General features: G+C 66.7%; 14 protein-coding genes. 9 read left to right on the forward strand and 5 right to left on the reverse strand.

The features are described from left to right. Positions 1–28: 28 nt before the first annotated feature. Both AA983_RS00180 and AA983_RS00185 read right to left on the reverse strand, forming a co-directional pair. Positions 29–1,138 (reverse strand): hemolysin family protein, encoded by a 1,110-nt coding sequence (locus tag AA983_RS00180; RefSeq protein ID WP_047310266.1) that lies wholly within the window; start codon positions 1,136–1,138, stop codon positions 29–31. Then, entirely contained in the window at positions 1,135–2,499 is a 1,365-nt protein-coding gene (locus AA983_RS00185; protein WP_047310267.1) for a hemolysin family protein, read from the reverse strand. The genes AA983_RS00180 and AA983_RS00185 overlap by 4 nt, the downstream gene beginning before the upstream one ends. A gap of 178 nt (positions 2,500–2,677) precedes the next feature. Here AA983_RS00185 and AA983_RS00190 point away from each other — a divergent pair, with 178 nt between their 5' ends. The 3 genes from AA983_RS00190 (at position 2,678) to AA983_RS00200 (ending at position 7,537) form a co-directional block, all read left to right on the forward strand. Then, complete coding sequence (locus AA983_RS00190; protein ID WP_047310268.1) at positions 2,678–6,565, forward strand: multifunctional oxoglutarate decarboxylase/oxoglutarate dehydrogenase thiamine pyrophosphate-binding subunit/dihydrolipoyllysine-residue succinyltransferase subunit; 3,888 nt, start codon at positions 2,678–2,680, stop codon at positions 6,563–6,565. Between the two features lie 118 nt (positions 6,566–6,683). Then, positions 6,684–6,863: a DUF6104 family protein gene (locus tag AA983_RS00195; protein ID WP_047310269.1), complete on the forward strand. Its 180-nt coding sequence runs from the start codon at positions 6,684–6,686 to the stop codon at positions 6,861–6,863. Positions 6,864–6,880: 17 nt separating this feature from the next. Then, positions 6,881–7,537, forward strand: a complete 657-nt coding sequence (locus AA983_RS00200) for a GDSL-type esterase/lipase family protein (protein WP_082128708.1) — start codon at positions 6,881–6,883, stop codon at positions 7,535–7,537. A gap of 389 nt (positions 7,538–7,926) precedes the next feature. Here the strand turns inward: AA983_RS00200 and AA983_RS00205 are convergent, their stop codons facing one another. Continuing rightward, positions 7,927–9,390: a sugar transferase gene (locus AA983_RS00205; RefSeq protein ID WP_052946700.1), complete on the reverse strand. Its 1,464-nt coding sequence runs from the start codon at positions 9,388–9,390 to the stop codon at positions 7,927–7,929. Positions 9,391–9,680: 290 nt separating this feature from the next. Here AA983_RS00205 and AA983_RS00210 point away from each other — a divergent pair, with 290 nt between their 5' ends. The 6 genes from AA983_RS00210 (at position 9,681) to AA983_RS15955 (ending at position 13,515) form a co-directional block, all read left to right on the forward strand. Next, positions 9,681–10,604: an ABC transporter substrate-binding protein gene (locus AA983_RS00210; protein WP_047310271.1), complete on the forward strand. Its 924-nt coding sequence runs from the start codon at positions 9,681–9,683 to the stop codon at positions 10,602–10,604. Positions 10,605–10,613: 9 nt separating this feature from the next. Beyond that, the gene (locus AA983_RS00215) at positions 10,614–11,555 is read left to right on the forward strand and encodes an amino acid ABC transporter permease (RefSeq protein WP_047310272.1); all 942 of its coding nucleotides are present in this window, start codon (positions 10,614–10,616) and stop codon (positions 11,553–11,555) included. Between the two features lie 22 nt (positions 11,556–11,577). Beyond that, entirely contained in the window at positions 11,578–12,387 is an 810-nt protein-coding gene (locus tag AA983_RS00220; protein ID WP_047311028.1) for an amino acid ABC transporter ATP-binding protein, read from the forward strand. Between the two features lie 50 nt (positions 12,388–12,437). Continuing rightward, positions 12,438–12,803: a S26 family signal peptidase gene (locus AA983_RS00225; RefSeq protein WP_047310273.1), complete on the forward strand. Its 366-nt coding sequence runs from the start codon at positions 12,438–12,440 to the stop codon at positions 12,801–12,803. Between the two features lie 56 nt (positions 12,804–12,859). Beyond that, positions 12,860–13,261 (forward strand): superoxide dismutase, Ni, encoded by a 402-nt coding sequence (gene sodN / locus AA983_RS00230; RefSeq protein ID WP_047310274.1) that lies wholly within the window; start codon positions 12,860–12,862, stop codon positions 13,259–13,261. A gap of 179 nt (positions 13,262–13,440) precedes the next feature. Then, entirely contained in the window at positions 13,441–13,515 is a 75-nt protein-coding gene (locus tag AA983_RS15955) for a 50S ribosomal protein bL37 (RefSeq protein ID WP_369798754.1), read from the forward strand. A 74-nt stretch (positions 13,516–13,589) separates the two neighbouring features. Here the strand turns inward: AA983_RS15955 and rsrA are convergent, their stop codons facing one another. Both rsrA and AA983_RS00240 read right to left on the reverse strand, forming a co-directional pair. Further along, positions 13,590–13,844, reverse strand: a complete 255-nt coding sequence (gene rsrA, locus AA983_RS00235; RefSeq protein WP_047310275.1) for a mycothiol system anti-sigma-R factor — start codon at positions 13,842–13,844, stop codon at positions 13,590–13,592. Next, entirely contained in the window at positions 13,841–14,494 is a 654-nt protein-coding gene (locus AA983_RS00240; protein ID WP_047310276.1) for a sigma-70 family RNA polymerase sigma factor, read from the reverse strand. The genes rsrA and AA983_RS00240 overlap by 4 nt, the downstream gene beginning before the upstream one ends. Between the last annotated feature and the right edge of the window lie 86 nt (positions 14,495–14,580).

Here is a 14,580-nt window from a genome sequence, read left to right on the forward strand (position 1 = left end):
TGCACACTTTAGCAGCGTGCATAGAGACTCACGAACGGTCGTTCCCGAGTGACCCCGCGACCGAGCGAGCAGCATCCTCGCGCGTCACCCCACGCAGTCCCGCACGCACGGCCGGACGCTGGGTCGCATCAGCCACCTCGCCGACGAGCTCCTCGAGCACGTCCTCGAGGAAGACGACGCCGCTCGTCTCGCCGTCGTCACCGACGACCCGCGCGAGGTGGGCACCGGAGTGCTGCATCGTGACGAGCACGTCCTCCACCTCGTCCTTGGGCCGCACCGTCGCGAGCGGTCGCACCCGCCGCGGCGGGATCGGCTCGGTGTACGCCTCGTCCTGCGCGTACAGCACGTCCTTGAGGTGGATGTAGCCGCCGAGGTCACCGCGCACGCTCGTCACCGGGAATCGCGAGAAACCATGCTTGGCGACGAGGGCGTCGACGTCCGCAGGCGTCGAGCCGAGACGCAACGTCACGAGGTCGCCGAGAGGAACGGCCACGTCCTGGGCCAGCTTGTCCGTGAACTCGAGCGCATCGCGAACGCGTCGCTCCTGCTCCGTTTCGAGCAGGCCCTCACGGTGTGACTCCTCGACGATCATCTCGACCTCCTCGGTCGAGAACGTCGAGGCGACCTCGTCCTGCGGCTCGATGCCCATCTTGCGCACGATGCCCTTCGAGACCGACTCGAGTACGCGAATGAGCGGACGCAGCGCCTTCGTGATGCGCAGCAGCGACGGCGCGAGCAACAGAGCCGCGCGGTCCGGGCCGGCGATGGCGAGGTTCTTCGGCACCATCTCGCCGAGCACGACGTGGAAGTACACGACGACGAACAGCGCGAGCAGCAGGCTGACGACGTGCGTCAGCCCGGACGGTAGCCCGGTCGCCTCGAGCGGTCCCGCGATGAGATGGTGAATGGCGTCCTCGGCCACCGCACCCAGGAGCACCGAGCACACCGTGATGCCCAACTGCGAGCACGCGAGCAGGGACGCGACGTTCTCCAGCGCCTCGAGTGAGCGAGCGGCCCGTTTCGAGCCCTGCTCCGCGAGCGGTTCGAGCTGCGAGCGCCGCGCCGCCATGACGGCGAACTCGGCCCCCACGAAATAGGCGTTGCCGGCGAGCAGCAACAGCGAGATCCAGAGCATCATCGGGCGTCTCCGTCCACGCGCGTCGAACCGCCGACGACATCACCGACACCAGCGTCGGTGGTCGCGTCCGACATCGGCGTGAAGCGCACCCGGTTGACGCGGCGACCGTCCATCGACATGACGCGCAGACGCCAGCCGGGCATCGACAGCTCGTCCCCGGCGCGCGGAATCCGTCCGACCTGCTGCATGACGTAGCCGCCCAGCGTCTCGTAGGCACGATCGTCGGGCACGGGCGCACCGATGCGGTCGGCGACCTCGTCCGGACGCCACAGCCCCGGCACGGTCCACGATCCGTCGGGCAGGTGACGGCTCGCGTCCTGCAGCTTGTCGTGCTCGTCACTCACCTCGCCGACGATCTCCTCGATGACGTCCTCGAGCGTCACGACACCCGAGGTGCCCGAGTACTCGTCGACGACGACGGCGAGTTGCAGGCCGGCTCCGCGCAGCAGCACGAGGAGCGGCTCGAGCGTCACCGTCTCGGGCACGAACGTCGCCTTGACCATGAGGGCGGTGACGGGCACGTCACCGCGGCGCTCGACCGGAACGGCGATGGCCTTCTTCACGTGGACGACGCCGTCGACGTCGTCCCACCCGTCGGCGAGCACCGGGAAGCGGGAGTGCCCCGTGGAGCGCGCGAGATTCACGACGTCCTCGGCGGTGGCCGAGCGATCGACGGACTCGCAACGCACCCGCGGGCTCATGATGTCCGACGCCGTACGCTCACCGAAGTTGAGCGAACGCGTGAGCAAATCGGCCGTGCCCTCCTCGATCGTTCCCGCCTCGGCGGAGCGACGAACCATCGACGACAGCTCCTGCGGGGTACGTGCAGCGGAGAGTTCCTCCTGCGGTTCGATGCCCATCTTGCGCAGCAGGAGATTGGCCGAGCCGTTGAGCAGCGCGATGAGCGGTTTGAAGACGACGGCGAAGATCTGCACGGGTCTGGCGACGACCTTGGCCACCCGAAGCGGCGCCGAGATACCGAGGAACTGCGGCACGAGCTCGCCGAAGATCATCGAGAACAGAGCGGCCAGAATCATGGCCAGCGCGGTCGACAATGCGACGGCCGCTCCCCCACTCACCCCGAGCGCCTCGAGGGGCGTCTCCAACAGGTGACCCAGCGACGGCTCCACGAGGTAACCGAGCAACAGCGTCGTGAGGGTGATACCGACCTGAGCGGCGGACAGCTGAGTGGAGAGCTTGCGCAACGCGGCGAGAACGGGGCGAGCGCCTTCGTCACCTTCGTCGATGGCGCGCTGGACGGCGTGACGGTCGAGAGCGACGAGCGAGAACTCGGTGGCGACGAACAGTGCCGTTCCGAGGGTGAGCAGAACTCCGAGGAGAATCAATATCCACTGCGTCATCAGGGCTTGAAATTATCACGGGGCTCATCGTGTTCTCGTCTTCCTGACCCGAACCTCGTAGCGCCCTCTCGCCCGAAGTGGCGCTGCGGGATAGGCTGGTCGTCGTATGCCGTGCATCCACCTGCGGCAGCGGCCATCAGGCCCAACCGAACGACGCACATGAAAGAGGCGCATCTGCGTGTCATCCCAGTCCCAGAGCTCTGACCTCGAGGCCTTCGGACCGAACGAGTGGCTCGTCGAAGAGCTTTACGAGCAGTACCGCCAGGACAAGAACTCAGTGGACGCCGCGTGGCAGGAGTTCTTCGCGAACTACCGCCCCGGCCAGGGCGGCTCGGGTGCCGGCACCTCCAAGTCAGCGGCTTCCGACGCGGGCTCCACCGATGCGAAGTCCTCGACGTCCACGAAGTCCGACTCCGCCAAGGAGAAGACGGAGAAGCCCGCAGCAGCCGAGGCGCCGCGTGACCAGCAGCGCGCCGAGTCGCAGCAGGCGGCCGAGCCCACGAAGGACACCTCCGACCAGGGCGCGGACGACAACCAGGGTTCCCAGCAGAAGCTCGACCCTAAGCAGGCGGAGGGCTTCACGCCCCAGCCGACGCCGCGTGACCACGGCGACGCCTCGGTGGGCGACCTGCCGGAGGCCGAGGACGTCGACACCCCGCTGCGCGGTGTCGCGGCCAAGATCGTGCAGAACATGGAGGCCTCGATCGAGGTCCCGACGGCAACGTCCGTGCGCGCGGTGCCGGCCAAGGCCCTCATCGACAACCGCATTGTCATCAACTCGAACCTCGCCCGCGGCCGCGGCGGCAAGGTGAGCTTCACCCACATCATCGGCTACGCCATCGTCAAGGCGCTGCGCGTCATGCCGGAGATGAACGCCTCCCTCTCGGTCGACGAGAAGGGCAAGCCGCAGCTTCACCAGCCGGGCCACGTCAACTTCGGCCTCGCCATCGACCTGCAGAAGCCGGACGGCTCGCGCACCCTCGTCGTGCCCTCGATCAAGGGCGCCGAGCGCATGAACTTCGCTCAGTTCATGGCCGCCTACGAGGACATGGTCAAGAAGGCCCGCAACAACAAGCTGACGCTCGACGACTACGCCGGCACGACGATCTCGCTGACCAACCCGGGCGGCATCGGCACCGTGCACTCGGTGCCGCGCCTCATGAAGGGTGCGGGCACGATCATCGGTGTCGGCGCGCTCGACTACCCGGCCGAGTGGCAGGGCGCGAGCAACGACACGCTCAACCGCAACGCCGTCAGCAAGATCCTGACGCTCACCTCGACCTACGACCACCGCATCATCCAGGGTGCGACGTCGGGTGAGTTCCTTCGTCAGATCCACCAGCTGCTGCTCGGCGAGCAGGGCTTCTACGACGAGATCTTCGAGTCGCTGCGCATCCCCTACGAGCCGGTGCGTTGGGTTCAGGACATCTCGGCTAACCACGACGACGACATCAACAAGGTCGCCCGCGTCCAGGAGCTCATCCACGCCTACCGCGTGCGCGGCCACCTCATGGCCGACACCGACCCGCTGGAGTACAAGCAGCGTCGTCACCCGGACCTCGACATCACGAGCCACGGCCTGACGCTGTGGGATCTCGACCGCACCTTCCCCACGGGCGGTTTCGGCGGTCAGAACTTCCTCAAGCTGCGCAAGATCCTCGGCATCCTGCGTGACTCGTACTGCCGAACCGTCGGCATCGAGTACATGCACATCCAGAACCCCGAGGAGCGGGCCTGGATGCAGTCCAAGGTCGAGCTCGCCTACGCGAAGCCGACGCAGGACGAGCAGGAGCGCATCCTCAAGAAGCTCAACCAGGCCGAGGCCTTCGAGACGTTCCTGCAGACGAAGTTCGTCGGCCAGAAGCGCTTCAGCCTCGAAGGCGGCGAGTCCGTCATCGCCATCCTCGACCGCATCCTGAGCGAAGCGGCCGAAAACAAGCTGGACGAGGTCGCGATCGGCATGCCGCACCGCGGTCGCCTCAACGTTCTCGCCAACATCGCGGGCAAGTCCTACGGCCAGATCTTCCGTGAGTTCGAGGGCACGCAGGCCCCCAACTCCGTGCAGGGCTCCGGTGACGTGAAGTACCACCTCGGCACCGAGGGCGAGTTCGTGGCCGATACCGGCGCGAAAACCAAGGTCTACCTCGCCGCCAACCCGAGCCACCTCGAGGCCGTCAACCCTGTCCTCGAAGGCATCGCCCGCGCCAAGCAGGACCGCATCAACCTCGCCGGCACGGCGTTCACGGTGCTACCGGTCCTGCTGCACGGTGACGCGGCGTTCGCCGGCCAGGGTGTCGTCGCGGAGACGCTCAACCTGTCGCAGCTTCGCGGCTACCGCACGGGCGGCACGATCCACGTCGTCATCAACAACCAGGTCGGCTTCACCACGGCGCCCAGCGCGTCACGCAGCTCGACGTACTCCACCGACATCGCCCGCATGGTTCAGGCGCCGATCTTCCACGTCAACGGTGACGACCCCGAGGCCTGCGTCCGCGTGGCCGAGCTGGCCTTCGAGTACCGCCAGACGTTCAACAAGGACGTCGTCATCGACATGGTCTGCTACCGCCGTCGCGGTCACAACGAGGGTGACGACCCCTCGATGACGCAGCCGCTCATGTACAAGCTCATCGAGGCCAAGAAGAGCGTGCGCCGTCTGTACGCCGAGGCCCTCGTGGGCCGTGGTGACATGGACCAGGAACGCGCGGAACTGCTGCTCAAGGACTACCAGCAGCAGCTGGAGCGGGTCTTCGTCGAAACGAAGGAAGCCACGAAGCAGTCGAGCCAGGACGCCCCGGCGGCCGACTCGAGTCAGGGCACCGACGCCGAGGGCCATGGTGGTCTCGAGCGCCCGTCCGCCCAGATCGAGGACGACGCGAAGAGCGCCTACTCCTCCGGTCGTTCGTCGGCCATCACCGAGGCCGCCCTCCAGCGGATCGGTGACGTGTGGACTAACCCTCCCGAGGGCTTTACCCTGCACCCCAAGCTCAAGCAGCTTCTCGAGCGCCGCACCAAGATGGTCGCCGACGGCGGCATCGACTGGGCCATGGGCGAGCTCATCGCCTTCGGTTCGCTCCTCATGGACGGCACCCCGGTGCGTCTGTCGGGTCAGGACAGCCGTCGCGGCACGTTCGTGCAGCGCCACGCCGTCCTCATCGACAAGCAGAACGGCAACGAGTGGACGCCGCTTCGCTACCTCACCGACGAGCAGGCGTGGCTGTGGATCTACGACTCGCTCCTGTCGGAGTACGCGGCGATGGGCTTCGAGTACGGCTACTCGGTCGAGCGTCCCGACGCGCTCGTGCTCTGGGAGGCGCAGTTCGGCGACTTCGTCGACGGCGCCCAGACGATCATCGACGAGTTCATCTCGAGCTCGGAGCAGAAGTGGGCGCAGCGCAGCTCCGTCGTCCTGCTCCTGCCCCACGGCTACGAGGGCCAGGGTCCCGACCACAGCTCGGCGCGCATCGAGCGCTTCCTGCAGCTGTTCGCCGAGGACAACATGACGATCGCCTACCCCTCGACGCCCGCGTCGTACTTCCACCTCCTGCGTCGTCAGGCGTACGCCCGTCCGCGCAAGCCGCTCATCGTCTTCACGCCGAAGCAGCTGCTGCGCGTCAAGGCCGCCACGAGCTCGCCGGAGGACTTCACGACCGGCCAGTTCGAGCCGGTGCTGAAGGACGCAAAGCAGCTCGACCCGTCCAAGGTCGAGCGCGTGCTGCTCGCCTCGAGCCGCGTGGTCTACGACCTCGAGGCGGAGCGCGAGAAGCGCGGCGACGAGACGACCGCCATCGTGCGCGTCGAGCAGCTCGCACCGATCCCGGCCAAGGAGATCGCGGAGGCGATCAAGGAGTACCCGAACGCCGAGATCGTGTGGGTGCAGGACGAGCCGAAGAACCAGGGCGCCTGGCCGTTCATGTTCTTCAACCTGCCCGACATGCTCGAGGAGCAGGGCGAGACTCGTCGTCTGCGCGTCGTGTCGCGTCCGGCGTCTGCGTCGCCCGCCACGGGTAACAGCAAGCGTCACGCGGCGCAGCAGGCCGAGCTCGTCGAGCAGGCCTTCACCCGCTGATCGCTCAGCACTGACGAGAGCGGCGTCGCCCTTAGAGGCGGCGCCGCTCTCGTCGTCCGCGGACGTGCCGCCAGCGCGCCGGGCGACAGCGGGAAGGGCGTGACGATAAGCTGCCCACGTGTATTTCACGGATCGAGGCATCGAGGAACTCGCCCATCGGCGCGGCGAAGAAGAGGTGACGTTCGAGTGGCTGGCCGACCAGCTGCGAACGTTCGTCGACCTCAACCCCGAGTTCGAGATCCCGGTCGAGCGCCTGGCCACGTGGCTGGCGCGCCTCGACGATGACGACGACGAATGAGTGAAGGCGAAGACACCGTGGCATACCCGCACGAAGGCAGCGAACCGCAGTTCCGGCCGAGCGCCGACTTCCAGGTCACCGAGGGCGATCGGCGGATCGGCCTGTGCTTCGTCGGGGACAGCTACGTCAACGGCTACGGCGACCCCAAGGCCCTCGGGTGGGTCTCGCGCGTCGTGGCGCGCACCCCGCGCGACGGCTCGGCGCTGACGACGTACAACCTGGGTGTGCGCGGCGAGAGCTCCTCCGACGTCCTCGCCCGCTGGCGCAGCGAAACGGCCCTGCGGTGGAAGAACTGCAACGAGCGACGCCTCGTCATCGGCTTCGGTACGAACGATGTCGCGCAGGGCATGACGACGGCCCGCTCGCGCCTCAACCTCGCCAACATCCTCGACGACGCGTCGACGAACGGCATCGCGACGTTCGTCGTCGGCCCGCCGCCCACGAGCGACCCCGAGCTCAACGCGAAGCTCGAACTGCTCGTCGACGCTCACGCCGACGTCTGCGCGCGCCGCGGCGTCACCTACGTCGACTGCTTCCGCCCACTGCTGGGGCACGACCAGTGGCAGTCCGACCTCGCCGCGAGCGACGGATACCACCCCGGCCAGGCGGGCTACGGCCTCATGGCTTGGCTCGTCCTCCACGCGGGGTGGCAGGACTGGCTGAGCCTTCCCTAGTCCTGTCTTCCGGCGCGCCTACCTCGCAAGCTCGGTAGCCTCGCTCGGTGCGACAGGCCTTCGGGCCTCACGCTTCACGCGCCCCGCGCGACGACCTCGCAAGCTCGGTCGTCGCGCGGGGCGCGTTCGCGTTCGGGCGCGTCCCCTCCCAGCGTGGTCGCGTTGGCCGTGCGCAGGGCACCGGGTCCGTGGTGCCCTCACGAACCCGCATGGGACACGGAATCCGCATGACCATCCGATGTTGCCTTCAAAACGAGGCACCTGTGCCCACATGCCCGCTCAACATCGGGATGGGCCCGGCGAACTCCAGGGGCGCGAGCGTGCCTGAACGGCTGTCGCACCGAGTCAGGCCCCCTCGGGGCCTGGCCGGAAGACGGCCGGAAGGATTATCAGTACGCGCCGTCCCTCGCGAGCACTGCGTGGACGGTCTTGAAGAGAATGACGACGTCGCCGGAGAGCGACCAGTTCTCGACGTAGTAGAGGTCCTTGCGGACCGATTCTTCCCAGGAGAGGTTGGATCGTCCGCCGACCTGCCAGGGGCCGGTGATACCCGGCTTCACGTTGAGGCGGCGGTGGACGTGCGTCTCGTACTCGTCGACCTCTTGCGGCAGTGGCGGGCGCGGCCCGACGAGGGACATGGAACCGGCGACGACGTCGAACAGCTGGGGCAGTTCGTCGAGGCTGTAGCGGCGCAGGACGTTGCCGACCCGGGTGATGCGTGGGTCGTCCTTCATCTTGAACAGCAGGCCGGAGCCCTCGTTCTGGGCTTGCAGTGCGGCGAGGCGCGCTTCGGCGTCCACCACCATGGAACGGAACTTCGTCATCTTGAACGGGGAGCCGTTGACGCCGACGCGTGTCTGACGGAAGAAGATGGGCCCCGGGCTGTCGAGGCGCACGGCCAGAGCGATGAGCAGGAGCAGCGGCGAGAGCAGCAGCAGCATGCCAATGGCGACGACGACGTCGAAGAGTCGCTTGAGCGAGTACTTGAGGCCGCTGTAGCGCGGCATCTCGACGCTAATGAGCGGCAGGCCCTCGATCGGACGCCAGTGGATGCGCGGGCCCGCGACATCCGTCATACGGCTCGCGAGCGCCAGACGAATGTCGGTGTCCTCGAGTTGCCACCCGAGTTCGCGAAGCTGCTTGCGGTTGACGCGGTTGGGACCCGCGACGATGACCATCGACGCGTGGTGGCTGTGCACGGCCGGCACAACGTCGGCCAGCCCACCGATCTGCGGCACCACCAGTCCGTTGGCCAACTCGAAGGTCGGAACATCGTGAGTCTCGGTGGCCACCCCGCGCACGACGAGGCCGGCTTCGGGGTTACGGGTGATGCCCTCGGCGACGTAGCGAACCTCTTGCGGCGAGCCGACGACGATGACGCCGTCGACGAGCCGGAAACGACGGCGCCGTTGCACGATCCAGCGCCGGACGAGCGCACGCTCGATGAGGAGCAGGACGAGCCCGAGTGGGAGTGCGATGGCGAGGAAGCCTCGCGCCACCTGGAGACGAAGTAACTCACTGACGATGGCGAGCGCGCCGAACGTACCGAACGTCGCTCGGACGATGCCCCGGTACTCGTCGGAGCCGATGGCCAGGGCATCGACGTGGTAGGCCTGGTTCCACTGGAGCGCCGCGACCCATCCCACGACGAGGCTGACAACGACGGCGACATACAGCTTGAACTGACCGTCGACCGCTTCGAGGGACGTCTTGAACGTCCAGAATCGTGCGAAGAAGGCTGCCACCACACTGAACGTCACGACGGCGAGGTCGAGAACGAACAGGACGAGCACGATCTTGCCTCGCCAGTCGCTTCGCGCGGAAGCTCCCTGCTTCGCGGTCGGTGTCGTCATGGTGGTGTCAGGATTCCTCGGTCGGCCTGGGAGAAGTTGTGGGGCACGAAGCATCTTAGCGCTCACTATGCGACTCGACCTATTCCTGAATTCGAGCCACGGCGAACGCCTTGACGGGGTCGCAAACACGACCTGAACCGGCGTCCAACGCAGGCTGGGGCGGCGTCCAGCCCAAAAAGGTCACGATCGGGAACACAAATGCGCGTAGTTCTTCCACGGCGCCAAACCGGGTGGCACTCTTAACCCACAACTGGGACGAGCGACTCGTCCCGTCCGCGGAAGGATCCTCCATGCGTACCACCACTTCGGCCGTCGCCGCTTTCGGCGCCGCCGCACTCCTGCTCTCCGGCTGTGGCTCGGACTCGCTCGATGACTCGAAGGACTCCGGTTCGGGGGGTTCGTCCTCGTCCTCGAGTGCGGCCCCGGCCGTCAAGAAGGACGATGCGCTCGCCAAGCTGGTTCCCGCCGACATCGCGAAGATGGGAACGCTCACGGTCGGCACCGACGCCTCCTACGCCCCCAACGAGTTCACGGCCGCGGACGGCAAGACGATCCAGGGCATGGACGTCGACCTGCTCAAGGCCGTCGCCGCGAAGCTCGGCCTGAAGCTCACGTTCCAGAACGGTGGCTTCGACTCGCTCATCGGCGGTGTCACGTCGAACAAGTACCCGCTCGCCATCAGCTCGTTCACCATCAACGAGAAGCGCATGCAGCAGGTCTCGATGGTGCAGTACTTCAACGCCGGCACGTCGTGGGCCACCGCCAAGGGCAACCCGAAGAAGGTCGACGTCGACAAGGCCTGCGGTCTCACGATCGGCGTCCAGAAGGGCACGGTCCAGGCCGACGACGACCTGCCGGCCCGTAACAAGAAGTGCGTTGCCGAGGGCAAGAAGGCCAACAAGCTCGTCGTCGAGGCCGAGCAGTCGAAGGTCACCGCCGACCTCATCGCGGGCAAGGTCGATGCGTTCGCCGCCGACTCCCCCATCACGGCGTGGGCTGTCGCGAAGAACGAGGACAAGCTCGAAAAGGTCGGCTCCGTCTACGAGGCCGCCCCGTACGGCATCGTCGTCGCGAAGGACCAGACGAAGTTCGCCGAGGCCCTTTCGAAGGCTCTCGAGTCGCTCGAGAAGGACGGCACCTACAAAAAGATCCTCGAGCAGTGGAACAACGGTGACGGCGCCGTCAACGAGTTCCCGGTGAACCCGAAGGCCTGATCACACCCCATGTCTGGTTCCGCCCCGCCCCCCGCCCCGGACGAGCCGCGGCCCGGCGTCATCGACGCCAAGCCGGTGCGACACCCGGGGCGCTGGGTTGCCGTCGCCGTCATCGCGATCGTCATCGCGATGATGATCAGTTCGTTCGTCACCAACCCGAAGTGGGACTGGCCGTTCGTCTTCAAGGTGATGAACTACTCGCCGGTGCTCGAAGGCCTGGCCAAGGGCACCATCATCGTCACTGTCGCGTCGATGATCATCGGCGTCACCCTGGGCATCCTCCTCGCGATCATGCGCCTTTCGGACAACCCCGTCCTGCGCGGCGTCTCGTTCGTCTACACCTGGTTCTTCCGCGCGGTGCCGCGTTACGTCCTCATGGTCATCCTCGGCCTCGGCGTGCTGTACCTGTACCCGACGCTCGACATCGGTGTGCCGTTCATGAAGGACTTCGGCCTGACGTTCTACTCGCTCGACGTCAAGACGATCAGCTCGGGCATCACCGTCGGCATCATCGGTCTCGGCCTGTCCGAGGCCGCGTACATGGCGGAGATCGCCCGCGCGGGCATCCTGTCGGTCGACAGGGGTCAGCGTGAGGCAGCCGAAGCGCTCGGCATGGACAGCTCGAAGACGATGCGCCGCATCGTCCTGCCGCAGGCCATGCGCGTCATCGTGCCGCCCACCGGCAACGAGGCCATCTCCATGGTCAAGGACACCTCGCTGCTCGTCGCCGTCCCCGTGTCGGCCGAGCTCTTCTACCAGGCGCAGGTCGTCGCGAACAACACGTACAAGATCATGCCGAGCTACTTCGCCGCGCTGCTGTGGTACCTCATCATCTGCTCGGTGCTCATGCTCGTGCAGGCCCGCCTCGAGCGGAAGTACGGACGCGGCTTCGGCGGCTCGGCGACGGACGGCGGTCTCATGACCAAGGTCAAGTCACTGAGCTTCGGGTGACGGGGTGAACATGGAAGGCAACATGAACAAGCCACTGGTCCACGCCGTCAACCTCGGCAAGTCGTTCGGCAAGAACGAGGTGCTCAAGGGCATCGACCTCGACGTGCACCCCGGTGAGGTCGTCGTCCTGCTCGGCCCCTCCGGCTCGGGCAAGACGACGTTCCTGCGCTGCATCAACCAGCTCGAGACGATCGACGCCGGCCGCATCTGGGTCGACGACGACCTCATGGGATACCGCGACAAGGACGGGCAGCTGTACCGCCTCAAGGATTCCGAGATCGCGGCCCAGCGTCGCGAGATCGGCATGGTGTTCCAGCGCTTCAACCTCTTCCCGCACATGACGGCGCTCGAGAACGTCATGGAGGCGCCTGTGCAGGTCAAGGGGGTTTCCAAGGCGGAAGCGAAGTCGCAGGCCGTCGACCTGCTCGAGCGGGTCGGTCTCGGTGAGAAGACCGGGCACTACCCGAGCCAGCTCTCCGGCGGTCAGCAGCAGCGTGTCGCCATTGCGCGCGCTCTTGCGATGAAGCCGAAGCTCATGCTGTTCGACGAGCCGACGTCGGCCCTGGACCCCGAGCTCGTCGGCGAAGTCCTGTCGGTCATGAAGGAACTCGCTCGCGAGGGCATGACGATGGTGGTCGTCACTCACGAGATGGGTTTCGCCCGTGACGTGGCCGACCGGGTCGTCTTCATGGACGCCGGGGTCGTCGTGGAGACGGGCCCGCCGCTAGAGGTCATCAACAACCCCCAGCACGAGCGGACGAAGTCGTTCCTCGCCCGCATGCGCTCCGAGCACGAAGCCGTCGCGGCGCTCGTGGCCGACGAGGCCGTCTGACCCGAGCCGGCGCTCAGCGCGAAGCCCGGCTGCTCCCCTACCCTGGGGTCATGCAGTTGGGCTTCGTCGTCGTCAGGGGTCGATCGATGGAACCCACGTACGTCGACGGCGACGTGCTGCTCGCCGCCTACGGCGCGCCCCCGCGGGTCGGCGATCCTCACATCGTGCGGCTGCCGGACGGGCCGGACGGGCCGCGCCCCATCGCCGTCAAGCGCGTCACCTCACGCGGCTCCGACGGCTGGTGGGTCGAACGCGACAGCACCCGTGAGGGTGTGGATTCCTGGCTGGTCGGTGCGCTCGCCGACGACGCGGTGCTGGCACGGGTGCTGTGGCCGCGAAAACCGCGCCATGTCGCGGCAATGCGACGCTGTCGCACCTTGGTTGCCACCTTTCGGAAGAGGCGAGAAAAGCGATAGGTTGGAACCAGAGTTGCTGTTCGGCAACTGTCCACCACCAGCAGAAGGAGTTCCCCATGCTGAAGCGTTTCTTCGCGCCCACCACCGAGGTCTCGGCCCACTGCGACCTGCCCTGCGGCGTCTACGACCCCGCCCAGGCCCGTATCGAGGCCGAGTCGGTCAAGGCCATCATCGCCAAGGTCGCCGACAACGACGACCCCGATTTCCGCACGCGCGCCGTCGTCATCAAGGAGCAGCGCAGCCAGCTCGTCAAGGAGCACCTGTGGGTGCTGTGGACGGACTACTTCAAGCCGCCGCACTTCGAGAAGTTCCCCGAGCTCCACACCCTCATCAACGAGGCCACGAAGCTCGCCGGTGCCACGGGCACCAAGGGTGAGTTCGACGCCGGCAAGGCCGACGAGCTCCTCGCCAAGATCGACCGCATCGCGGAGATCTTCGCCGAGACGAAGAAGGGCTGACCCTTCGCCGCTCGCGTACTGCGCAACGAACGGCCCCGACACTGCCTGCGTGGCAGGTCGGGGCCGTTCGGCGTCTCGGCAGGAATCCGGCGATGTGGTCGCCGGCCTCGCATGTGACAGAATGGACAGGTTGGCCCCCGACTTTCGGGGGGAATTAACCCCGACACAGGGAGTTCACGATGAGCAAGCGCGCACGCAAGCGTCGCTCGCGCAAGGGCAAGGGCGCGAACCACGGTAAGAAGCCCAACGCCTGAGCGTTGATGCAGTGAGTCACGAAGGCCCGCTCCCCCATTCGGGGTGAGCGGGCCTTCGTCATGGCTTCGGGGCGTCAGTTCTCGTAGCGCACCTGGGTGTAGCTGTAGCTGATCTGCGTCATGATCACGGACCGGAGCTGCTCCGGCGCCTGCTCACGGCCACACGCTCGCTTGACGAGCTTCTTGAGCAGCATGTCGCGCTCGTACTCCGTCAGGCACGGCGGGCAGTCGAGCAGGTGCTGACGCAGCTCCTCGTACTCCTCCGCGGAGAGTTCACCGTCGATGTAGGAGTAGAGGTTGGCGACGTAGTCGGGGCATTTGTCGCTCATTTCTTCGTCTCCCCCTTCGACTCCTTGAGGAAGCCGCGCTCACGCGCGTAGTCCTCGAGCTGCTCACGCAGGAGCTTGCGTCCGCGGTGCAGGCGCGACATCACGGTGCCGATGGGCGTGTCCATGATCTCGGCGATCTCCTTGTACGGGAACCCCTCGACGTCGGCGTAGTACACCGCCAGGCGGAAGTCCTCCGGAAGGTTCTGCAGAGCGCGCTTGATGTCGTTGTCGGGCAGGTGGTCGAGAGCTTCGTTCTCGGCCGACTTCAACCCTGTGCTCGAGTGCGCCTCGGCGCGGGCCAGCTGGTAGTCCTCCACCTCGGCAGCATCCGACTCGAGCGGCTGACGCTGCTTCTTGCGGTAGCTGTTGATGTAGGTGTTGGTCTGGATGCGGTACAGCCACGCCTTGAGGTTCGTGCCCGGCTTGTACTGGTGGAAGGCCGCGAAGGCCTTCGCGAACGTCTCCTGGACGAGGTCCTCGGCGTCGCTGGGATTGCGCGTGGTGCGCAGGGCGGCGCTGTAGAGCTGGTCGAGGTACGGCATGGCATCGCGCTCGAACCGCGCGGCACGCTCCACCGGGGTCTCCGTGCTCGGGTCGGTGGCGGCGGAGTCCGTGGAGCTCTCGGCGTCGACCGTGGTGTTCTCACTCATCGCCTTCAACCCTAGCGCGGGTCGCGACGCGGCACGAGCGCGTTGCGGGGGCGTGGCCGCGAAGCCGGCCCCAAGGCTCAGGCCGG

Origin of the sequence: Dermacoccus sp. PE3 (assembly GCF_001021715.1) — a bacterium.
GTDB lineage: Bacteria > Actinomycetota > Actinomycetes > Actinomycetales > Dermatophilaceae > Dermacoccus > Dermacoccus abyssi.

Bases quoted from the DNA above. Each gene is read 5' to 3' on its own strand.
- AA983_RS00180 (WP_047310266.1), bottom strand. From the start codon at position 1,138: ATGATGCTCTGGATCTCGCTGTTGCTGCTCGCCGGCAACGCCTATTTC.
- AA983_RS00185 (WP_047310267.1), bottom strand. From the start codon at position 2,499: ATGACGCAGTGGATATTGATTCTCCTCGGAGTTCTGCTCACCCTCGGA.
- AA983_RS00205 (WP_052946700.1), bottom strand. From the start codon at position 9,390: ATGACGACACCGACCGCGAAGCAGGGAGCTTCCGCGCGAAGCGACTGG.
- AA983_RS00210 (WP_047310271.1), top strand. From the start codon at position 9,681: ATGCGTACCACCACTTCGGCCGTCGCCGCTTTCGGCGCCGCCGCACTC.
- AA983_RS00215 (WP_047310272.1), top strand. From the start codon at position 10,614: ATGTCTGGTTCCGCCCCGCCCCCCGCCCCGGACGAGCCGCGGCCCGGC.
- AA983_RS00220 (WP_047311028.1), top strand. From the start codon at position 11,578: ATGAACAAGCCACTGGTCCACGCCGTCAACCTCGGCAAGTCGTTCGGC.
- AA983_RS00225 (WP_047310273.1), top strand. From the start codon at position 12,438: ATGCAGTTGGGCTTCGTCGTCGTCAGGGGTCGATCGATGGAACCCACG.
- sodN (WP_047310274.1), top strand. From the start codon at position 12,860: ATGCTGAAGCGTTTCTTCGCGCCCACCACCGAGGTCTCGGCCCACTGC.
- rsrA (WP_047310275.1), bottom strand. From the start codon at position 13,844: ATGAGCGACAAATGCCCCGACTACGTCGCCAACCTCTACTCCTACATC.
- AA983_RS00240 (WP_047310276.1), bottom strand. From the start codon at position 14,494: ATGAGTGAGAACACCACGGTCGACGCCGAGAGCTCCACGGACTCCGCC.